Genomic DNA, 20,705 nt, shown 5'->3' with positions numbered 1-20,705 from the left:
GATTTGTTTAATTGTTATTGTTTTAAATAGCTTTCAGCTTTATGCTTCCTGCTTTTAGCTTCTTCTTTACAAATATGGGTATTTTATTGCTGTTAAATACAACCCGAATGCCGGAACTGATGTCCCAGCATTCGAACGGTTTTTGCTTTTAATAATTTCACGCACACCTTCCGGCGCGATCTCTTTTTTACCTACCATCATCAACGTACCCACTATTGCCCGCACCATGTTGCGCAAAAAGCGGTCGGCGGTGATGTAGAACACAAGTTTGCCATCCTGCTCAACCCATTCGGCGCGGGTAATTTTACAGTTATTGGTTTTCACCTGCGTGTTCGATTTACTGAAACAGCTAAAATCGGTATATTCCATCAAAATTTGAGCGGCCTCGTTCATCAATCCCATATCGGGCATATCCCGCAACTGCCACGAAAAATTATACAAAAACGGGTCCTTTTCAAAATGGATATGATACTCGTAACTCCGTTCAGTTGCGTCAAACCGCGCGTGCGCTTCGGCATGTACCGGTATCAACCGCTTGGCAGCAATATCGTGCGGCAATAAAGCATTGATGCTTCGCACGATGTTTTGTCCATGGTCCATGGTCCATGCTCCATAGTCTTTTTCTTCCACATTCAGGTGTGCAAACAACTGTCGCGCATGCACCCCGGTATCCGTCCGCCCGCAACCCACTGTTTCAATAGCTTGCCGAAAAATCGTGCTCAGCGCTTTATCCAATACCTCCTGCACTGCCACGGCATTGGGTTGTGCCTGCCAGCCGTGGTAAGGCGTGCCGTTAAAAGCGATCTCTATAAAAAAACGTTGGGTATGGGCCACGCACAAAGTTAATATAAGCTGTAATATCAGCAGCCATAATATTGCCTAAACAGTTTATCTTTGCGCATCAATTTAACACACCATGATACAACGCATACAAAGCACATATCTATTTTTAGCGGCTCTGGCGGTTTTCGCCCTGTTTTTTTTACCGCTGGCGCACCATTTATACATCGGCAATACCGAAACAACTTTTAAAGTGGACGGCCAGTATCAGGACATGGGCGGGCAATTGGTGCGCACGGTTTCGTTTTTACCCATGACCATTGTTTGTGTGATTTTAGGACTGCTACCCATTATCATCATCTTCAGGTATAAAGAACGCGGGCAACAGATAGCCCTTTGTTATGGTTTGATATTAGCCCTCATCGGCTTTAGCTTCTGGATGACCCAAACGGTAAAACAACTATCGGAAGGCGTTGTTTTTAAGGTCGAAAATTACTCCTACGGCGTGCTGATGCCTTCGGTGAGCATTATTTTTGTGTTGTTAGCCATCAAAAACATCCGAAATGATGAGAAATTGGTGAAGTCGGCGGATAGGTTGAGATAGGGACCTCATGGAAGATGGAAGATGTAAAATGGAAGATGTAGGTTAATTTCGAATGTTCGATTTCGGATTTATGTATTAGAAGCAAACCTTTTCTCCTGATTCTTGACTCTAATAAAAAGCCCTCTCCCAAAAAAGGAAGAAGGCTTCAAAAAAAACTATTGCACTAAAAATTCTTAAAACCATTTAAAGGCTAAACCGGCCTGTAATACCTGGTTGCGGTATGCGGGGGTTTGGGTGGTACCATCCTGATTGTCTTGTTGCAGGTCGATGGTATAGCGCAAATCCAAGTCAACGCCTTTGCTCAGGGCAATACTGAAACCGGCAACACCGTCGATCAGGCTCTTTTTAAACTTGTTCGAGTCGTTTTCATACTGTTGCTGCACCACGGTCGAAAAGCCGTTATCATACGTATTGGTGGTCGACATTAAAAACGATACCTGCGGGCCAATCACAAAATGGAAGCCGGGTGCCAGTTTAAAATTGGCCAGCAATGGCGCGTCGATAAAATTAGTGCGCTGGTCGAACTGCCCGTAAGTGGTTTGTGCCGAATAACCTTTTTGGCTAAACAGTATTTCAGGTTCAAAAGCCAACGGGCCCACCAAATGGATATCCAACAAAACGCCGGCATTAAAACCCGCTTTAAAGCTCGTATTAAAATTCGGGTCGTTTGTTTTCACGATGTTCGACATATCGAGTCCGCCTTTTATACCAAAACTTATTTGTGCTTGTGTGGCGCCTGCCACCAAAAGAGCAGCAGCTAAAAATATTATTTTTTTCATGGTCGTTATTGTTATTTCATCAGCATAAGAAATAAACGTGCCATGATGTGCCCGTATGGGCTTTAGTTAGCTAAGTGTGCTGTAATGAGCTTTTTGCGCCATTTAAAACCAAATACCAATAAGTAAAACCCCAAAGCAAAATGTATTCTTTTAAATACATTTTCGCCGCAGCCATAAATAGCTTTCCAATTAAGCGCTATTTTGCGGATAATTGTGTTAATTGAACAGCAATGGCATTGATGAAGAAATTACGGATTTTATCGCTTTTCGTTTTATTAGGTTCCGGTGCTGTATCGGCATCAGCACAAAGCTTTATCCAATCGTTAAATCAACAAAACCATTGGGTCGACTCCGTTTTTAATCGCCTCAGCAAAAAGCAAAAAATAGCTCAGCTCTTCATGGTGCGGGCGCATACCAATTTGGGCCAGGCTTACGAGGATTCGGTCGGCAGGGTCATCAAACGCCAAAAACTGGGCGGCGTGGTGTTTTTCCAGGGCGGGCCGGTACGCCAGGCCGAACTCATCAACAAATACCAGCACAAGGCAAAGGTGCCACTGCTTATCGCGATGGATGGCGAGTGGGGACTGGGCATGCGGCTCGATTCGACCATTTCCTATCCCTACCAAATGACCCTGGGCGCCATACGCGACAATACCCTGCTCTACAAAATGGGCCAGCAGGTGGCGCAGGACTTTAAACGCCTCGGCGTACAAATGAACTTTGGCCCCGATATGGACGTGAATAATAACCCCAATAACCCGGTCATCGGTTTCCGCTCCTTTGGCGACAATAAATACAACGTGGCCGAAAAAGGCATTGCCTATATGCGGGGTATGCAGGATGGCGGCATCCTCACCACGGCCAAGCACTTCCCCGGGCATGGCGATACGGAGGTAGACTCGCACCTCGATTTGCCCCAACTGCCCTTTACCCGCAAGCGTTTGGATTCGCTGGAAGAATACCCTTTCCGGGAAGCGATTAAAGCGGGCATCAGCGGCGTAATGGTGGCGCACATGAACATCCCTGCTTTGGATACCACTTTGCATTTACCATCTACTTTATCCAAGCCGATCATCACGGGCATATTGAAGGATTCACTGGGCTTTAAAGGACTTGTAGTTTCGGATGCCATGGGGATGCAGGGCGTGGTAAAATTCTTCCCGAACGGTGAGGCCGATGTGCGGGCATTTATAGCCGGCAACGATTTGCTCGAACTATCGCAAGATAGCAAACGCGCGATCAAAATGATAAAAAAAGCCATCCGTAAAGGCCAAATACCCATGAGCGATCTGGACGCGCGGGTGAAAAAAGTACTGACCGCCAAATACTGGGCAGGGCTAAACAACATGGGCACCATCCCCACCCAAAACCTTTACGAAGACCTGAACCGCCCCGAAGCCAAAGCATTGGTACAGCAATTAACAGATTCGGCGGTTACTTTATTGAGTAAAAATCCGTGGTTCGATATGAATGATATTGCTCAGAGAATAGCCATCATCAGTTTTGGTACAACGGATACAACGGTCTACCAGCGGGAGTTGCAAAAGCATTTTACCAACAGCAGCTTGTTTAGTATTGCAAAGAATGCAAGCGCGCAAGGGTTGGACAGCTTGCTGAAAACACTGCAGTATTACGACCACGTAATTATCGGCATCCACGATATGCGTTTGCGTCCTGCAAGTAAGTTGGACTTTGGTAAAGATGAAAAACTATTGATACAGGCATTGGCTACCCGCCCGGGTTCAATTGTCAGTATTTTTGCCAGTCCATATACGGTTAGCGACATGCCTTATATTGGCAGAAGTAACATGCTCATCATGGGCTACCAAAAAAGCGATGAAATGCAGCAATCAGCGGTCAAAGTAGTTATCGGTAAATTAAAAGCGACGGGGAAATTGCCGGTGAATGTTCAGGTTTCTGATGACCGGTCGGTTCCAAAATGGTGAAAATATTTGATGGCATTTTTGTATATTTACATAGTAAATAATCGGATATGAAAATAGTGCCCGTTGTAAGGAAAGCCAAATTGAAAGATATTGACGAGGATTGGGAAAACCTGCAATATTGGCTATCCAGACCAGTGAAGGAACGTGCTGCCGCGGTAACAAAACTCATTTCATTTAGCTTAAAGCCGGACCAGCAGATGGATAAGACATTTGTTGTGAAAAGGAAACTTCATTAATGATACTCGATAAGAACTTCGAAGATTTTATTGGCCTGTTAAACACCTATCACGTAGAATATTTGGTGGTTGGCGGCTACGCTTTGGCTTTTCATGGTAAACCCAGGCATACCGGCGACCTTGATATTTGGATAGCTATATCCGACATCAATGCGCAAAAAATGATTTTGGTGCTAAATGAATTTGGGATGGCATCATTAGGATTAACAAAAGCCGACTTTTTAGAAAGTGGCGGCATTACTCAGATTGGCTACCCACCTTTACGTATTGATATTTTAAATGAAATTGATGGTATCACATTTAGTGAAGCCTACCAAAATAAGCTGGTTTTTGATATCGACGGATTGATGGTAAATTATATCGGCTTAGATGACCTTATAAAAAATAAAACCGCCAGCGGACGTTCGCAGGATAAAACAGATTTAAAGACTTTGAAAAAGTTGAAAAAGTAGTGTTGATTTTTGAAAAGACCGTGAAATTAAAACAGTTATTCGACGAGCTAAAAAAAGCGACTGATGGCAAAGAAGCAACCTTTGAAGAATCAGGAATCGTAAACTGCTTTAGCAAAATGCAGTATGGATTTTTTCCGGTAGGGAATGGGATATTAACAGAAGATTTAAAAAATGGAAGAGTCGATACCTCTTGCCTTGAAATTGGGAAAAATGGTATAATGGTTTTGGGAAACGATTTCGGCACACTCACTTATGTAAAAAAGTATAGCGATAGAGTTGGTGAAACAGATAGTATAACAATAAATAATCTGTGTAAAAACACAGATTTAGATTGTAATAAAACATTCTTTACAAATTTTTACTTGGGGGTTCGTGATGACGAAACACACGGCAGTGCAAAAATGACTTTTCGAGCCGTTGCTTTAAAGAAAGATTATAAGGCACTATGTTTAGATTTTTTTATTACTCAATTAGATTTAGTTAAACCTAAAGCTATTATTTGTTTGGGACAGGACGTTAAAAATGCGCTACTGAGTTCAATGGATTCATTTACTCAATGGGGGTCTAAGTCTACCAGTTTAAAAAAGCTATATGAGAGCAATAAGTATATAATCAAAAATGAAGTGGGTAAACAAACATATATCGTTATTCCACATCCATGCGACCTTAGAAACTTCAAAGGTGATTATATAACGAAACTTAATCAACTATTGAACTCTATTCAATAGTTCTGTTATTACAGCCACTCCCACCCACATTTCATAACTTTACCCTATGCAACCCACCTACCATAAGTACAACGCAAAATTCCAGGAAGCTTTAGCCACATTGAACCCGCAGCAGCTGGCGGCGGTAAATAAAATGGATGGGCCGGTGCTGGTGGTGGCAGGGCCGGGTACGGGTAAAACGCAGATACTGGCCGCGCGCATAGGCAAGATACTCACCGAGACCGATGCCTTGCCGCACGAAATTTTATGCCTTACCTATACCGATGCCGGCGCTGTGGCCATGCGCAAACGTTTGTTCGATTTTATAGGCCCCGATGCCTACAGGGTGAATATTTATACCTTCCACGCGTTTTGCAACGAGGTGATACAGGAGAACCTGGAGTATTTTGGCAAGATCAATTTGGAGCCTCTGTCCGATTTGGATTCGGCATTGCTGTTCCGTGAGTTGGTGGATGAATTGCCCAATACCCACCTGCTAAAACGCTTTACCGGCGATGTGTATTATGATGTTTCGCGACTGAAAAACCTGTTCTCGACCATGAAACGCGAAAGCTGGGATGCCCCGATGATAAAAAATGCGGTGGATGAATACCTGGCCGACATCCCGCTGCGCGAGGAGTTTATGTACAAACGCGCCAACGCAAAGGCGGGCATCGCCATTGGCGACCCCAAACAAAAAGACATTGACGCCGTTGCCGACAAAATGCAGCAACTGTTGGCTGCCGTGGGTCTGTACGAGCAATACACCGCCAAAATGAAAGCCGCAGGACGGTACGATTATGACGACATGATTTTATGGGTGCTGCGGGCTTTCCGTGAGGATGAAGAGATATTGCGCAAATACCAGGAGCGTTACCAGTACATTTTGGTGGATGAGTTTCAGGATACGAGCGGCTCGCAAAACGAACTACTGCGCTTTATCCTTAACTACTGGGAAACGCCCAACGTTTTTGTGGTGGGTGATGACGACCAGTCCATTTTCAAGTTTCAGGGTGCCAACATGAAGAACATTTTGGATTTTGCCAATGACTATGTGAACACCCTGTACACCGTGGTGCTCAAACATAATTACCGCTCCAACCAGCATATCCTCAACATATCCAAAGCCCTTATCGACAATAACCGCGAGCGTCTGACCAAACAGCTTGCGCTGGATAAAAACTTGCAGGCGGCTCACCCAAGGTTCTTCGATCTGGAAGTTGAACCGCTCATCCGCGAATACGACAATCCCGACCAGGAAATGGTGGACGTTGCCCTGCAGATAGAAAAACTGATAGCCGATGGCACCGAGCCCGGCGAAATCGCGGTGATATACCGCAACCATAGTCAGGTGGAAGATTTGGTGCATTTTTTGGACCAAAAGAAAATCGCGGTAAGCACTAAGCGAAAAATTAATGTGTTGGAACTGCCTTTCGGTGAAAAAGTCATTAATATACTTCGTTACATGGCCATGGAACTCGATTCGCCATACAGCGGCGACGAGTTGCTGTTCGAACTGTTGCATTATGATTTTTTCGGGATAGCGCCCATCGAAATAGCCAAGGCCAGCATACAGGTATCGCGCGATAATTACAGCGGCAACCAAGCCAAAACATCGCTGCGCAGGTATATCGGCGAAATGAAAACGCCCAAGACCGACCTTTTCAATACCGGCGAACCGACCAACAAAATGAAGTTTTTAGTGGGCGACATTGACTTTTTATTGACCGATGCCCTGAGCATGACCCTACAGCAGTTTTTCCAGAAGATGGTGGCCAAAATGGGCATCCTCAAATACATCATGCTGCAGCCCGACAAGGGCTGGTATATGCAGGTGCTCACCAGTATCTTCAATTTTTTAAAGGACGAGAGTCGCAAAAACCCCGAGATTACACCGGGTGAATTTATCGCCACCATCGATTTGATGAAGCGCAACAATATCGCGCTGGAACTCAACCAGGTGATATTCGCCGAGAACGGCGTGAACTTTATGACGGCGCATGGTTCCAAAGGTTTGGAGTTTGAGTACGTTTTCCTCATCGGCTGCACCAAAAAAATATGGGACAGCAAAGGCCGCAACACCGGCTTTAGTTATCCTGATACCCTGACACAGGCCTCTGCCGATGACCTCGCGCAAAAAGAGGAATCGCGGCGTTTGTTTTATGTGGCCTTAACCCGGGCCAAGCAAAGCCTGTTCATATCCTATCCCCGTAAGGAAAAAAGTGGCAAAGAACAGGAAGCATCCCAATTTGTAGGCGAAATTTTGGCCGATACCGACTATGCTGTTCAATACCCCAAAGTGGGCGAAGATGCGATGATGGAATTTTACCTCACCCAATTTAACGAGGCCGAAAAACCCAAAGTAGAGTTGATAGACAAAAACTATATCAATCAGCTCTTGCAAAATTACACCCTTTCGGTAACGCACCTGAGCAATTATTTGGATTGTCCGTTGAAGTTTTATTTCCAGAACCTCATTAAAGTACCGCAGGGCAAAAGTCCGGCCATGGCCTTTGGCAACGCGGTGCATTACGCCCTGAACAGGGTGTTCCAAGAATTAAAGGACAATAACGGCGACTTTGCGCCTACCGATGAATTTATGGGGCATTTCCGCTGGTACATGTACCGCAACCGCGACGCCTTTACCAAAGAGGATTTTAAACTGCGGGTTGATTTTGGCGAAAAGATACTGCCCCCTTACTACGAATTGAACACCCCGCGTTGGAACAAGATAACTATTACCGAGCGCAGCATCCGTAATGTGGAGGTACAAGGCGTACCCATAAACGGCAAGCTGGACAAGATAGAGTTTACAGGCAAGCAGGTAAATGTTGTCGACTATAAAACCGGCCGTTACCGCAATGCCAAAGACAAATTTAACCGCCCCAACGACGCCGACCCGAACGGCGGCGATTATTGGCGCCAGGCGGTGTTTTATAAGATACTGATTGACCACGACCGCACTTCGGATTGGGAGGTGATTAGCACCGAATTTGAGTTTGTAGAGCCGGTGAGCGAAGGAGAATACATCAAAGAAAAAGTGGTCATCAATCCGCAGGATATTGAAACGGTAACCGGGCAAATAGTAAACGTTTACCACAAGATACTAAACCATGAGTTTAACATAGGCTGCGGCAAAAAGGAATGCGAGTGGTGCCATTTTGTACGGAGTAATTTTGAGCAGGAACCTGCCAACCTGCTTTCGCTCACTGGCGAAGATGATGTTGAAGATGGGCGTGGATAATACCTTCTGTTTTTTTAAAACTAATCCATTTAGCCTAATAGGTATCCGGCCAATGGCATTTTGCACAAACCATAAATAAATCCCGACGTTTTTTCAAGTAACTGTCTTTCGGCAGGGCGTAACTCAAGGCCGCCTTTCATGGCAACGCTGTTTCCATTCTTCTTTAAATTTGGCGCGTTCGCCATCGCTCATGTTCATCAGTTTTTCGCGGATATGTTGTGGCATACCTCCTCCGCCAAAGCGGCCGCGGCCACGACGGCCAAAAGGCACGCCGCCGAATAGGATGCGACACAATATCAATAAACCTGCCGCTTGCCAATAAGAGACGGTGCTAACATGCAATATCGCCGGCAATAGGGCATTCCACAACAGCATCACTACCGCGCTCACCACAAAAAACAGGATGGCAAATCCTACAGGAAAGGATATCCTTATCCTTCGCTTGCCTGGTTGATTTCGGTTAAACATAGCTTCAATATTAAGAGTTTAAAAAATCATTGTAAAAAGTTTCGAGCCGCATGCGCAGGTATTTTACCGCGTAGCCCTTGCGAGATATAGTGGTTTTGAGGTTTTCGCCTGTTTCATCGGCTATTTGCTGCAGGGTTTTGTCTTCCAGTTCGTTCCAAACAAATACCTTGCGCTGGGCTTCAGGCAGTTCATCCAATGCGATAAACAGTTCCTGCCAAAACAGTTCTTTCAGGTAAATGCTTTCGGGGTCATCATCATCGGCCAATAAAATATCGTTGAAGTTGAATGCGCCTTCTTCGTCCTCGTATTCCAGGTCGTCGATGGAATCGGGAGTTTTTTTGCGGTATTTATCGATGATCTTATTCTTCGCTACCCGGAACAGCCAACCGCTCATGTGCTCTATTTTGTCCACATCAATCACATTGCTGAGCTGGTACCAAACATCCTGCAAAATATCTTCGGCATCCTCTTCGGTACCTACCCGCCCACGGATAAAGCTGAACAGACCTTTTCCATAGTCGGTTATAGTTTTAACGATGCTGTGTTTGGGTTGGTCGGCCATTAAATTATCCGTAATTGCTTGTTTTTATTAAGATGACGGATATGGATTAAAATTACTTTAAAAGGCAATAAAAAATAGCGATGGGTTTCAAACCCATCGCTATTTTTTTCGGTTGCAGCGTTGTTTTACCCCGCCAGCTTTTTATACCTGATACGCTTAGGCGCGATATCGCCGAGGCGTTTTTTACGGTTCTCTTCGTAATCGGAGTAATTGCCCTCAAAGAAGTATACCTGCGAATCGCCTTCAAAAGCGAGGATGTGCGTACATATCCTATCCAAAAACCAGCGGTCGTGGCTGATGACTACCGCGCAGCCGGCGAAGTTTACTAATGCTTCTTCCAATGCGCGCAGGGTGTTTACGTCGATATCGTTGGTGGGCTCATCAAGCAGCAATACGTTCGAGCCTTTTTTGAGGGTGATAGCTAAGTGAACACGGTTGCGCTCGCCGCCGGAGAGTACGTTGATCTTTTTCTGCTGATCGGCGCCGTTAAAATTGAACTTGGAAACATAAGCCCTTGAGTTTAAAGGACGGTTACCCAACATCACAGTTTCGTTGCCATCGGTAATATTTTCCCAAACGGATTTATTGGGGTCCAGGTCATCGTGCATCTGATCGACGTAACCTAAGGCCACGGTTTCGCCTACGCGGAAAGTACCTGCGTCTGGTTTATCCTGCCCGGTTATCAAGCGGAACAGCGTGGTTTTACCCGCGCCATTGGGGCCTATAATGCCTACAATACCTGCCGGCGGTAATGAAAAGCTCAAATTATCGAACAATACCTTATCGCCATAGGCTTTGCTCACGTTGGTAGCCTCGATAACGATATTGCCCAAACGCGGGCCCGGCGGGATGAAGAGTTCCAATTTGTCTTCGCGCTCCTTGCCATCCTCGGCCGCCAGTTTTTCATAGTTTGATAAACGTGCCTTGCCTTTGGCCTGACGGGCCTTTGGCGCCATGCGCACCCATTCCAGCTCGCGCTCCAGGGTTTTTTGTCGTTTGCTCTCGGTTTTTTCTTCCTGGGCTAAACGTTTGGCCTTTTGGTCGAGCCATGAGGAGTAATTGCCTTTCCATGGGATGCCTTCTCCGCGGTCGAGTTCGAGTATCCAGCCGGCCACATTATCGAGGAAGTACCTGTCGTGCGTTACTGCGATAACGGTACCTTTATATTGTTTTAAGTGTTGCTCCAGCCAGTCGATAGACTCGGCATCTAAGTGGTTGGTCGGCTCATCGAGCAGCAACACATCGGGTTCTTTTAACAACAAACGGCAAAGGGCCACACGGCGGCGTTCACCACCGGATAATACCGAAATTTTGGTATCAGGCTCGGGGCAGCGCAGGGCATCCATGGCACGCTCCAATTTGGTATCCAGTTCCCAGGCGTTAACGGCATCAATCTGGTCCTGCAGTTCGCCCTGGCGTGCCATCAGTTTGTCCATGGCGTCGGCATCCTCGTATATTTCGGGCAGGCCGAATTTTTCGTTCACTTGTTCGTATTCCTTCAGGATGGCGGTAATTTCCGACACGCCTTCTTCCACCACTTCGCGCACGGTTTTGTTAGGGTCCAACTCAGGCTCCTGGGCCAGGTAACCCACGGTATATCCCGGCGAAAAAACAACCTCGCCCTGGTAACTCTTATCCAACCCGGCGATGATCTTTAACACCGACGATTTGCCCGAACCGTTTAAACCGATAACGCCGATTTTGGCGCCGTAAAAAAAGCTGAGGTATATATTTTTTAAAACCTGTTTTTGAGGGGGATAAATTTTGTTTACCCCCGCCATTGAGAAGATGATCTTTTCGTCTGCCATGGGGCAAATATAGGAAAAGGCTCACGACCGCTTAAAGGGGGATGGTGAAAAAATGTTTGAGTTGAGGGGGAAATGAAAAAGCCATCTGTGAGGGGCAGATGGCTTTTGGGAAGAGGGATTTGCTTGCTTATTAATTTTTTGGATCGATATTGAATGTTAAGTCGATAAAGCCAAACAACTTCCCCTTATCTGGATCGTAACTTAGTGTAACAGGTATCCAAAAACCTCCGAGTCGTGAAACAAGATAGCGATATGTTAAATTAGCTTTTACAGCGGTTGGTATTGTTGTTGTATTAAAACTCTTATCATAACTGCCAAAAAACTTCAATTCCATATCTGATTCCTCTTCGGTATTTTCATGAAGGATTCTATTAAATCCTGTTTCGAAATGGAATTTTTGAGAAGGTGATGTTTGCGGCAGTTTACTTCTATAACTTTGAAAATAGGTTGACGCGTTAAACTCCCAAAAGTTATTTGTTTTACTACGCAAACCAACTAAAAAGTCGCTTTGTATCGTAGCTGTGTCAATTGTGTTTTGTATAGAGTGTAAGTAAGTACCAGCCAGACTCCAAAGGGGCCTATTTTTTATTACTTTAATTTGTTGATTAAAATAATTTTTGGCGGAATCAGCTAATCCATTACCAAATACTATTTTACTATGTATGCTTTTAAGCGTATCGATTAACTGAGAATCTAAATCCATAATTCTTAATGTTAAATTATACTTTTCTTTAGACGCCATAATCACATCGAACTTTTTCTGTGAAATACCTGATTTGCTGATTTTTCCTATAGCATCTTGAAAATCTCTCGATATTTGGTCAACAAAACCCCTCATATGCTGCTGAAATACATTGTCTCTTTTTGTTATATCCCTTTTGTTTAATAAGTAAAATTTAATTCCTCCCCCAAAACTCGCTACATTATTATTACTATCTAATTTCCCAGAAACACTTAACTGTATATTCCGGGCCCAGCGATATTTTAAATAGTCAGCATCATTCGTATATTTTGATGTATCTTGAGCGTTTAATTTAAGCAACCCAAAAATTGTTGACGAATAAGATAATTGTTTTTTATTCCCAAAAACATCTTTTATGGTCAGTTGATAAAAGTTAGTTAGTAAATCGTTTGCGAGCCCTGTTTTGACGCTATTTACCTTTCTAATTTCCATAGCTTTATTTTCAACTTCCAGTGAATCAATTTGTTTTTGACTGTTTTGTGCACGCACTTCATGAATGATACACATGAGCAGCGCAGACAATAAAAATATCTTTTTCATGATTATTAGGATTTTATTGTGAAATCTGCCATGAAAAAGCTTGAATAGCTTTTCGATATACTGTTTTGAATGTCTCCGTCAATTTTTATATCGAATGTTCCAGTTGTTGATCCTGTGATTTCTATATAATAGGTATTGTCGGGAAGTAGATCATCAAACACTTCTGTAAATGAACTTTGATATCTCTTATGAAAGTTGTAACCGTTCGTGCCAAATTGAAAAACATCCAATGAAAGTGTGTTGTTGTTTGAGTTGTTAAAGTTCCCTGTAATTGTTATTGTGCTCATGGTATTAAGTTTTTTTGTGCCTACTCTAATTCCGTTTTCAGCTTTCCCGGTTTTATTTAAATTTTATTAATTGCTCTTTAGTGCGGAAGATGTTTTGTTGAAGCCATAAGGGATAACACCGATGCCCAAGCCCCAGATGACGTTGGTCAAGTTCGACAGGTCGACAGTTTTGTTGGGGTTAACAAAGTAGCAATACATGTAAAATGTGCATAGCGAAACGCCGATTGCGAGGGCTACCAACCCTGTTACAAACGCGATAAACCTGCTTACGCTTTGGCCGGGCGTTGTATTGGCAGGTGGCGTTGGTACGGGTTCTTGTTGAGGTGTTGGTGTAGTGGAGGCAACAGAAGTTTCTTTTTCTGCGAACAGGTCAGATAGCTTGGTGCCGTCTTTTCTCAATTTAATGACGGTTAAAGCCATAATGAGTATGTAGAATACGATTGGCGCGAAGGCGATAACGTTTTCTGCGCCCGATGTTTCGGCGAAACATCCTACAGGGCTCAATAGCGTTATTGTAATAAATAACTTTTTCATGGTTTTTGAGTTTAGGGGGTTAATTAATAACTCAAATCTCAATATGAAATGACAGACCGATTACCGTAACATAACCCTTTTTAATAGGGTGTTTTTACGGTATTAAATGGGTGTAAATACGCTGGAATTATGAGTGTTAAGTGCGGAAATTTGGAAATAATAAAAAAACATAAATTAATTTATTATTTTCACCCTTAAACCCCTAAACTTTATGACAACTACAGAACAACTCTTGTCTTTCGCACAATTATTTAATTTGGTTCAAACTCGGCCCGATGATAAGCCGGTACCCACCAAATTCGCCAACGATTGTCTTACAGCTTATGCAAACATGTATGAAAGCCCTAGTACAGGTCAACTTGCTGCAATGAAGGCAGCTTATACTGCTAGTGCGGATTTTGGCTCTGACAGCTTAATTACCTGGGCTAGTGGAATAAAAGATAATTCAAATATAACCACCATCAAAGTTTGCCTAGGCATTTATACTCAAGCTATGGCGGACGATCCAATAATCGCTTTGCCGCAGGAAAAAGTAGGTCGGGTAACAGTCTTTTTGTATCCTTATCACGAAGAATACGATGCTGGCACAGGTATTCGCACTCTCTCGGTACAAGCGAAGTATAGCGCGACAACTACGTTAGCCAATACCACCGCAGATGCCCCTGTTGACCCGTTTAACTTTGCCGGTATAGAACCATAAAGGTATGCGCTTAATTTGGCCACAATATTTGTTTTTTGAACTCTTTAGTCTCTTGTTAGCAATTTTGTTTAACAAGGGGCTAAAGAAGTTTAAGCTTAGTGCATTTATACCATTGCTTTTTGTGGTTTGTATAACAGAATTTATAGGTTCGAACCTGCATTATTTTGGGTGGAAAAAAAATTATTTGATATATAATTGCTATATCGTAGTCTCATATCCAATAATATATTATGCATTTGAACGAATGCTTCGATTTAGTAACAGGACAAAGATGGTTTACTATGGGGTAGGTGCTATTATCAGTATTTTCCTACTTGCAAACTTTTTCTTTTTGCAAGGTGAGGCTTCTTTTGATACCTATTCATTAATCTTAACTGAGCTGATATTTATTTTGCTATCGTTGGTTGTTTTGATGGATTTATTTAAAGACGATGACTATACTTCGATGATTTACCATCATCCATATTATTGGATTTGTTCAGCGACGCTAATATTCGGTATCGGGACACTAATGGTGCTGGGGCTTCAAAAAATTATAGTCGATCATAACCTAAAGATAGGGGGCAGCTACATTTATAAGAATCTATTGCCCGGGCTCAGTGATGTATTGTATACGGGTTATAGTTATGCTTTTTTTCTATGTCACAGGTCGATCAGGAAATCGCGATAATCGTCTCGGTCATAATTATTTTGATTACGCTGGCTGTAATCCTAATTTTGTTTGCTGCGTATTACTCTACAAGTAAAAAGGGCCTTCTCAAAGAAAAAGAAGTATTAAAAGCCACTTACGAAAAAACCATCCTCCAAACCCAGCTTGAAGTACAAGAGCAAACCATGCAAACCATTGGTGCCGATCTGCATGATAATATCGGACAGTTGCTGAGCCTGACTTCGCTGACGCTGAACTCGATAGAGATTGAGAACCGGTTGAAAAGCCAGCAGAAGATAGAGGCGGCTATCGATTTGACGATGCGGTCGATCAAGGAGATGCGGTTGCTGGGCAAGTTGCTGCAGGGGGATCAGTTGATTGTTTTGGGGCTGTCGGAAGCAATACAGCACCAGGTGAGTTGGTTGGAGCGGTCGGGCCAGTACGAGATCAGTTATGTGCAGGAGAGCGAAATGCCGGCCGCCAATAACCCCAACAAGGATTTGATCTTGTTCCGTATGGTGCAGGAGGTGTTGAACAACATCATCAAACACGCCCGGGCCACCCGTATCAACATCAAATTAGACTATCTGGAGAAAGCTATTTTGTTGCACATTGAAGATAACGGCGTTGGTTTTGACCCGGAGGAACTGTCGGCAGACAAGAAGGGGATGGGTCTGCTGAACATCAACAAACGGGCGGCCATTGTTGGCGGTGAAGTGGGCATCACCTCGAAACCCGGCGAAGGCACGGTTATCCTTATTTTTATCCCCTATCCGTAACAACATGGAAACAGAGAAAATCAATATTGCCATTGTTGACGACCACACCCTGTTTAGGAATGGCGTTGCGGCGCTGATGGGCGAGTTTGCCGAACTGAACATTGTTTTTGAGGCCGAAAACGGCGTGCAATTGCAACAGGCACTGACCAAACATGCTTTGCCGGATGTGATATTAATGGACATCAACATGCCGGTAATGGACGGTTACGAAAGCACCAAGTGGATAAAGGCGAATTATCCAAAAACAAAGGTTTTGGCACTGAGCATGTTTGAGGACGACAAAGCGGTGATACAGATGATAAAATGCGGTGCCAGCGGCTATGTGCTAAAGGAATCGCGCCCGAGAGACTTGCTGGAGGCTATTAAAACCATCCACACCAAAGGGGTTTACATCAACGACCTGGTTTCGGGCAAAATGCTGCGCTCGATAACGGACGATGAGGGTGTACCCGGACTGACAAAAAATGAAGTGGAGTTTATCAAGCTTTGCTGTTCGGAACTGACCTATAAGGAAATTGCCGAACAAATGTTTGTGAGCCCACGCACGGTGGACAATTACCGGGAATCGTTGTTTGAGAAGTTGAATATCAAATCGCGCACGGGCCTGGTGCTTTACGCGATACAGAAGGAGATATTTAAGTTTGCCCCGTAGGGGAGAATCAAGAAGCCAGAGTCAAGACGAGATAGCTATAATACATCCCGGTTTTCATTCGTCGTATCCCGTCAAAATTTCGTATATTGCAGGGAAGCGCATTGGCGTGAATGGTGATATAAAACATAAAATTCAGATACCCATATTTATAGCGGAGCGCATCGAGCTAAGCGCAAAGCGTACTGAAAAGTTTTTTGAAGTTATACCCATAAACCCGGCGAGTGGGTTATGGGTGCGGGATTATCAAAATGGCAATGACGACCTCGTTTTTTGCTTCAAAACACCCATAAATACCCATGTGATTGGCGAAATATGGGTATTTAATTGCGAAAATGGCAAAATTGTACCCATAAGAGAGGTGTGAAATATTTTTTTAGGATACCCATAAATACCCATGTGCCAGTAAAGATTTGACAAATTTTAAAAGTTGTCAAATCTACCCGGGCTAAATATTGAAGTAAACCTTCAGCAAATAGTACCTGCCGGGTATGGTGTAGGTGTTGGCGGTAAAGGTATTGGCCGATAGGTACAGGGCGCTGTAGGTTTTGGTATCGGCAAGGTTTACGGCGCTCAGTTCGATGTCGGTTTTGATCTTGTTGAACTTGTATTTGGCGGCAAAATCCGCGAAGGTATAGTTGAGGTTAGGCGAGCCGTCCTGATGGGTATAATAGTTATCGCCCGAGAGCCTGAAGTTGAGGTTGCTGATGGGCATATAGTTAATTCCGCCGGTTTGCTGCAATTGCTGAATTTTTGATTCGGTTGTTGAGCCTTGCAATTGGCTGGTGGTTTGGGTAAAATAGGCCTTATAGCTCAGGTTCAGCTTGTCGCTTATTTTCGATTCGATGCCCGCGCTGTAGGTCGTAGTTATGGTGTTATAATCCAAGAACTGTTGGTTGAGGAATTGCGTGGAGTGGCTTGCCTGCCAGCTGATGCCCGCGCTTAGGGTAGTGCGCAATGCAAAATTATATTTGCTGATGCTGCTGCTTGCCTGCCAAGCATTAAAGGCGTTTTCGAAAGGCAATACAATGCGTTTGGTTAGGGCGCTATCAATTTGTACAGAAGTGATGTTGTTGGCTACCGAGTGTGTATAGCCGCCGTTTATCCCAAAAAAGAACAAGGTGATGGCCTTGCGGTAGTTGAAACCAATGTTGGCCGATTGGGTTTGGCGCTCGGTAAGGTCGGCACTGTTGGCGTACAGGCTGCGGTAGTTGGTCAAAATATCGCCATGGTAAATATCGGTAATGCTGCCAATGGTATTGTTGAGGTTATAGGCGGCGGTTACATAGTTTTCGATACCGGTATTGTACTTCAGGTTAAAGTGCGGGTTAAAGTATACTCGCGTAAGCGATTTATCCAAAGCAAAAGCATTTTCGGAATAGTTGAGCTGTTGCAAAACCAGTGGCAGGGTGATGTTGAGCTTTAATTTTTTGCCCGGTACATCATAAGCGGCTTCGGTGTATAGCTTGGTTTTGGTCCAGTTGAGGTTGTTGATGGTACTGTCGGACACGGGGTTCATCGTATTATTCGGCTGTACCACGCTCAGCATTGATTGTAATTGTTGCGATTGCAAACTGGCACCAACTTTATAACTTTCGGTTACATAGTCTGTTGGTATTTTGTACGAAAAATAGTTGTTGGTAAACCAGGTGGGTATATTGGTGGTTTGCACCAAGGCCGAGTAGGGCGCGTTGTGGTTAAATTCCGAAGGGCTAAGGCCGGGCGTAATGGTCAGGTTTTCGGGTTCGCTAATGCGGTCGATATAGGAGTAGTACTCGAATATTTTATTGCTTTTGGTGGTGTTGATGAGGTGGAACTCGTTCGAAAAATCGAGCGGGTCGTCCTTTAAAACCTGGCCTGCATAGGTGCCGTTGGTGATGAGGTCGGAGTTATTGGTATTGTGAGCATAGTCCACCAAAAAAACATTGTTGAGATAATATTTATCGCGGTTGATGTTGAGCGTAAATTGCCCGTGTAAAATATCGGGATGACGGCGGTTTTGTTGCGTTTCGGTGTAGCTTACGTTGCCCAATGGCGAAAATATCTCGCTGCTTTTGGTATAATCCTGACTTTGGGTATCGTGCAGGTAGTAAAAGTTAGCCTTTACCTGTACATCCTTTTTAATGTTGTACAGGTTGTTGAGGTTAATGATGCCCGACTGGTCGAACAGGTAACGGCTGCGGGGCAGGTCAGGGTCGCCGGCGGTGCCGAGGGATAATACGGTTGCTGGTTTATCATTATCCAGGCGTGTAAGGTAATCGGAATAATTATGCGATATGATGTCATTTTGCAGATCATACCCTGTATTATTGCCTTTCAGGTAGTTGATGGCCTTGTACTTGTCCTTAAACATCATGGCGTTCAGGTCTTCTTCGTATTTGCCGGGCAGGCCCGCGCCAACGGTTTCCTGGCCAACCAGGTGTATTTTGGCTTCGGGTTTGAAAGTGAGGTTAAGGGCTACGTCGTCGCTTACCACTTTATCTTTTAAGGCTTTGATGGGTTGGTTATTTTCTAAAACCTGCACCTGGTCGACCGAGCCGCTGGGTATGCTGTTGGTGGCGATGTTGTATTTATCGTCGAGCAGGTTATCGCCGCCAAGGTAAACGTTGGATATGGCCTTGCCGTTATAACTGATCTTACCATCGGAAGCGACATCGATACCCGGCAGTTTTTTGATCACGTCGCCGATAACACGGTCTTGCGGGCTGCTAAAATCGGACACTTTATAGCTCGTGGTATCGCCGCTCACCTTGAGGTGCGGGCGACTGTTTTTGATGGTTACGGCATCGAGTTGTTTGCTAGTGGCCGATAGTTTGAAGTTTACAGGTGCCGAAATATCAGCTAAGGCTTTGCTTTGTTTTTTGTACCCTACAAAACTGACCTCGATGGATAGATTGGTTTTCGGGGCATCATCAGGTACGTCTAATGAGTAGGCGCCCTTGGTGTTGGTGGTGGTAAACGACAGAATTACATTGCCGGCGCCTTTTAAACTGACGTTGGCAAACGACACCGGTTTACCTAAACTATCGGTAACTGTACCTTTAATAGTTTGCGCGAAACCGCCTGCCGATACTACCGTTAGCAGCAGGCATACAAAAAACCTGATATGCGCACTCATTTCTTTTCGGGGAGTTCGATAGGGTTATTGATGACGGTTTTTGGACCGCTTGATATTCTGATATCCGTCTTCATGTTCGGGTTTGGCTTCATGGCCATACCTGAGCCCCCCATTGCCGATTGTATAAAGGCATTCGGGTCTTTGCGCATAGCTTCTTTCAGGTTGTCGAACTCCTTTTCTGTAGTTTTAACGCCGTTATCGGGCAGGGCTATCAGGTTTGGGTCGGCATTGGGGTCATCGCCGCCTATCGCGATCATGCGCATGCCAGGTTGTGGGGCGGCTGTGGCGGCTGAAGCAACTTTGTTCGTTTTTATCACAGGGTCGATACCGTCGAATTTAAATACCACTTCTTTTTTGGTATCGTATGCTTCTACAATCAAGCCAGGCAGACCGCTCAATTTCCATGGCCCGGCGCGGTAGGGGAGTTCTGAGCAAAACCAGGCGGTATAGTCGCGCCCTTTAAAATGTGCCATGGCTTTTTGGCAATGCAGGTTACCTATGGTTGAGGTATCGGCTTTGATTTTCCACTTGATGATGGGGAAGGGTTCTTCGATGAGATAGGCTGTCATGAGCGATTCTTTCCGGATCAGTTTGTTCTCGTTAGGGAATTGGAAATACTCGCTGGATGTGCTTTCGCCACGTGAGCTCACATTAAAGTTATGCGCGCCCGATGCCATTTGCTCTTGTATTTGTTTCTTCATCAAGTCGGCCTGAAGTTTTTTGTCGTAACTTTTATAAACACTGGCATTTTGGCCGACGAACAACACCATGTTTTCGGTATAGGGTTTGTCGCGTTGGGTGGTATCGCGCAGCCAGGTAAATTTGTAATGCACCATGGCCTGGGCGGAGTCGGGTTTTTGGGCGCTAACGGCTTGGGCGACCAGCATGCAGCTAAATAAAGTGAGTAATTGTTTTTTCATGTTGTGATGGGTTATTGATAATGAGTACAATAGTTTAGTTTAACGTTGTGATGTAAATATAGGCGAAGTGTTACATTAAAACTAAATTTATAGTTTAACTTTAACATAATGTGTTTGGTTTTAACAGAATTTTAACAAAGTTTAACAGTTGGAAGAGGTTGATAGTTCATGGTTCATAGATCATGGCAGAAAGATGGTGTG

General features: G+C 44.3%; 19 protein-coding genes. 9 read left to right on the top strand and 10 right to left on the bottom strand.

Annotated features, from left to right (window positions below; all coding sequences use genetic code 11):
* Positions 1-66: 66 nt before the first annotated feature.
* Positions 67-834: a tRNA pseudouridine(38-40) synthase TruA gene (truA, locus tag QZX97_RS11550; protein ID WP_295654827.1), complete on the bottom strand. Its 768-nt coding sequence runs from the start codon at positions 832-834 to the stop codon at positions 67-69.
* A gap of 82 nt (positions 835-916) precedes the next feature.
* On the opposite strand from truA, the gene QZX97_RS11545 reads away from it, so the two are divergent.
* On the top strand, positions 917-1,384 hold the full coding sequence (locus QZX97_RS11545; protein WP_295654825.1) for a DUF4293 domain-containing protein: 468 nt from the start codon (positions 917-919) through the stop codon (positions 1,382-1,384).
* A 173-nt stretch (positions 1,385-1,557) separates the two neighbouring features.
* Here the strand turns inward: QZX97_RS11545 and QZX97_RS11540 are convergent, their stop codons facing one another.
* Positions 1,558-2,163, bottom strand: coding sequence for a porin family protein (locus QZX97_RS11540; protein ID WP_295654824.1), 606 nt, complete (start codon positions 2,161-2,163; stop codon positions 1,558-1,560).
* A 239-nt stretch (positions 2,164-2,402) separates the two neighbouring features.
* Between QZX97_RS11540 and QZX97_RS11535 the strand changes: the two genes are divergently transcribed.
* Genes QZX97_RS11535 through QZX97_RS11515 form a run of 5 tightly spaced genes read left to right on the top strand, consistent with a single transcriptional unit; the run spans position 2,403 to position 8,748 of the window.
* Entirely contained in the window at positions 2,403-4,109 is a 1,707-nt protein-coding gene (locus QZX97_RS11535) for a glycoside hydrolase family 3 N-terminal domain-containing protein (protein WP_295654822.1), read from the top strand.
* 47 nt (positions 4,110-4,156) lie between these two features.
* Positions 4,157-4,345: a hypothetical protein gene (locus QZX97_RS11530; protein WP_295654820.1), complete on the top strand. Its 189-nt coding sequence runs from the start codon at positions 4,157-4,159 to the stop codon at positions 4,343-4,345.
* Entirely contained in the window at positions 4,345-4,797 is a 453-nt protein-coding gene (locus tag QZX97_RS11525; protein WP_295654818.1) for a nucleotidyltransferase, read from the top strand. Before QZX97_RS11530 ends, QZX97_RS11525 begins: the two co-directional genes overlap by 1 nt.
* A gap of 20 nt (positions 4,798-4,817) precedes the next feature.
* Positions 4,818-5,525 (top strand): hypothetical protein, encoded by a 708-nt coding sequence (locus QZX97_RS11520; protein WP_295654816.1) that lies wholly within the window; start codon positions 4,818-4,820, stop codon positions 5,523-5,525.
* 46 nt (positions 5,526-5,571) lie between these two features.
* A complete protein-coding gene (locus tag QZX97_RS11515) occupies positions 5,572-8,748 on the top strand; it encodes an ATP-dependent DNA helicase (protein WP_295654814.1) in 3,177 nt (1,058 codons plus the stop codon).
* Between the two features lie 123 nt (positions 8,749-8,871).
* Here QZX97_RS11515 and QZX97_RS11510 read toward each other — a convergent pair whose 3' ends face one another.
* The 6 genes from QZX97_RS11510 to QZX97_RS11485 all read right to left on the bottom strand — a co-directional run bounded on the left by QZX97_RS11510 (position 8,872) and on the right by QZX97_RS11485 (position 13,689).
* Positions 8,872-9,216 carry a hypothetical protein gene (locus QZX97_RS11510; RefSeq protein WP_295654813.1) on the bottom strand — a complete coding sequence of 115 codons (345 nt, stop codon included), beginning with the start codon at positions 9,214-9,216 and terminating at the stop codon, positions 8,872-8,874.
* Positions 9,217-9,226: 10 nt separating this feature from the next.
* Positions 9,227-9,778, bottom strand: a complete 552-nt coding sequence (locus tag QZX97_RS11505; RefSeq protein WP_295654811.1) for a sigma-70 family RNA polymerase sigma factor — start codon at positions 9,776-9,778, stop codon at positions 9,227-9,229.
* 125 nt (positions 9,779-9,903) lie between these two features.
* On the bottom strand, positions 9,904-11,586 hold the full coding sequence (gene ettA / locus QZX97_RS11500) for an energy-dependent translational throttle protein EttA (RefSeq protein WP_295654809.1): 1,683 nt from the start codon (positions 11,584-11,586) through the stop codon (positions 9,904-9,906).
* A 130-nt stretch (positions 11,587-11,716) separates the two neighbouring features.
* The gene (locus QZX97_RS11495) at positions 11,717-12,868 is read right to left on the bottom strand and encodes a hypothetical protein (protein WP_295654808.1); all 1,152 of its coding nucleotides are present in this window, start codon (positions 12,866-12,868) and stop codon (positions 11,717-11,719) included.
* A gap of 5 nt (positions 12,869-12,873) precedes the next feature.
* Positions 12,874-13,155 carry a hypothetical protein gene (locus QZX97_RS11490; protein WP_295654807.1) on the bottom strand — a complete coding sequence of 94 codons (282 nt, stop codon included), beginning with the start codon at positions 13,153-13,155 and terminating at the stop codon, positions 12,874-12,876.
* Positions 13,156-13,221: 66 nt separating this feature from the next.
* A complete protein-coding gene (locus QZX97_RS11485) occupies positions 13,222-13,689 on the bottom strand; it encodes a hypothetical protein (protein WP_295654804.1) in 468 nt (155 codons plus the stop codon).
* A 211-nt stretch (positions 13,690-13,900) separates the two neighbouring features.
* On the opposite strand from QZX97_RS11485, the gene QZX97_RS11480 reads away from it, so the two are divergent.
* The 3 genes from QZX97_RS11480 (at position 13,901) to QZX97_RS11470 (ending at position 16,469) form a co-directional block, all read left to right on the top strand.
* The gene (locus QZX97_RS11480) at positions 13,901-14,389 is read left to right on the top strand and encodes a hypothetical protein (protein ID WP_295654803.1); all 489 of its coding nucleotides are present in this window, start codon (positions 13,901-13,903) and stop codon (positions 14,387-14,389) included.
* Between the two features lie 639 nt (positions 14,390-15,028).
* Positions 15,029-15,817, top strand: a complete 789-nt coding sequence (locus QZX97_RS11475) for an ATP-binding protein (protein ID WP_295654801.1) — start codon at positions 15,029-15,031, stop codon at positions 15,815-15,817.
* Between the two features lie 4 nt (positions 15,818-15,821).
* Positions 15,822-16,469, top strand: coding sequence for a response regulator transcription factor (locus QZX97_RS11470; protein WP_295654799.1), 648 nt, complete (start codon positions 15,822-15,824; stop codon positions 16,467-16,469).
* Between the two features lie 445 nt (positions 16,470-16,914).
* On the opposite strand, the gene QZX97_RS11465 is transcribed toward QZX97_RS11470, so the two are convergent.
* A complete protein-coding gene (locus tag QZX97_RS11465; protein ID WP_295654798.1) occupies positions 16,915-19,584 on the bottom strand; it encodes a carboxypeptidase-like regulatory domain-containing protein in 2,670 nt (889 codons plus the stop codon).
* Positions 19,581-20,504 (bottom strand): GLPGLI family protein, encoded by a 924-nt coding sequence (locus QZX97_RS11460; protein ID WP_295654796.1) that lies wholly within the window; start codon positions 20,502-20,504, stop codon positions 19,581-19,583. The genes QZX97_RS11465 and QZX97_RS11460 overlap by 4 nt, the downstream gene beginning before the upstream one ends.
* Positions 20,505-20,705: the final 201 nt, after the last annotated feature.

Origin of the sequence: uncultured Mucilaginibacter sp. (assembly GCF_903893715.1) — a bacterium.
Taxonomy (GTDB): Bacteria; Bacteroidota; Bacteroidia; order Sphingobacteriales; family Sphingobacteriaceae; genus Mucilaginibacter.
Note: the sequence above shows the minus strand (reverse complement) of the source record. Positions and strands in the feature narration are given on the sequence as shown.

Bases quoted from the DNA above. Each gene is read 5' to 3' on its own strand.
- ettA (WP_295654809.1), bottom strand. From the start codon at position 11,586: ATGGCAGACGAAAAGATCATCTTCTCAATGGCGGGGGTAAACAAAATT.
- QZX97_RS11530 (WP_295654820.1), top strand. From the start codon at position 4,157: ATGAAAATAGTGCCCGTTGTAAGGAAAGCCAAATTGAAAGATATTGAC.
- QZX97_RS11495 (WP_295654808.1), bottom strand. From the start codon at position 12,868: ATGAAAAAGATATTTTTATTGTCTGCGCTGCTCATGTGTATCATTCAT.
- QZX97_RS11545 (WP_295654825.1), top strand. From the start codon at position 917: ATGATACAACGCATACAAAGCACATATCTATTTTTAGCGGCTCTGGCG.
- QZX97_RS11540 (WP_295654824.1), bottom strand. From the start codon at position 2,163: ATGAAAAAAATAATATTTTTAGCTGCTGCTCTTTTGGTGGCAGGCGCC.
- QZX97_RS11465 (WP_295654798.1), bottom strand. From the start codon at position 19,584: ATGAGTGCGCATATCAGGTTTTTTGTATGCCTGCTGCTAACGGTAGTA.
- QZX97_RS11485 (WP_295654804.1), bottom strand. From the start codon at position 13,689: ATGAAAAAGTTATTTATTACAATAACGCTATTGAGCCCTGTAGGATGT.
- QZX97_RS11505 (WP_295654811.1), bottom strand. From the start codon at position 9,778: ATGGCCGACCAACCCAAACACAGCATCGTTAAAACTATAACCGACTAT.
- QZX97_RS11515 (WP_295654814.1), top strand. From the start codon at position 5,572: ATGCAACCCACCTACCATAAGTACAACGCAAAATTCCAGGAAGCTTTA.
- QZX97_RS11460 (WP_295654796.1), bottom strand. From the start codon at position 20,504: ATGAAAAAACAATTACTCACTTTATTTAGCTGCATGCTGGTCGCCCAA.
- QZX97_RS11535 (WP_295654822.1), top strand. From the start codon at position 2,403: ATGAAGAAATTACGGATTTTATCGCTTTTCGTTTTATTAGGTTCCGGT.
- QZX97_RS11525 (WP_295654818.1), top strand. From the start codon at position 4,345: ATGATACTCGATAAGAACTTCGAAGATTTTATTGGCCTGTTAAACACC.
- QZX97_RS11510 (WP_295654813.1), bottom strand. From the start codon at position 9,216: ATGTTTAACCGAAATCAACCAGGCAAGCGAAGGATAAGGATATCCTTT.
- QZX97_RS11470 (WP_295654799.1), top strand. From the start codon at position 15,822: ATGGAAACAGAGAAAATCAATATTGCCATTGTTGACGACCACACCCTG.
- QZX97_RS11490 (WP_295654807.1), bottom strand. From the start codon at position 13,155: ATGAGCACAATAACAATTACAGGGAACTTTAACAACTCAAACAACAAC.
- QZX97_RS11480 (WP_295654803.1), top strand. From the start codon at position 13,901: ATGACAACTACAGAACAACTCTTGTCTTTCGCACAATTATTTAATTTG.
- QZX97_RS11475 (WP_295654801.1), top strand. From the start codon at position 15,029: ATGTCACAGGTCGATCAGGAAATCGCGATAATCGTCTCGGTCATAATT.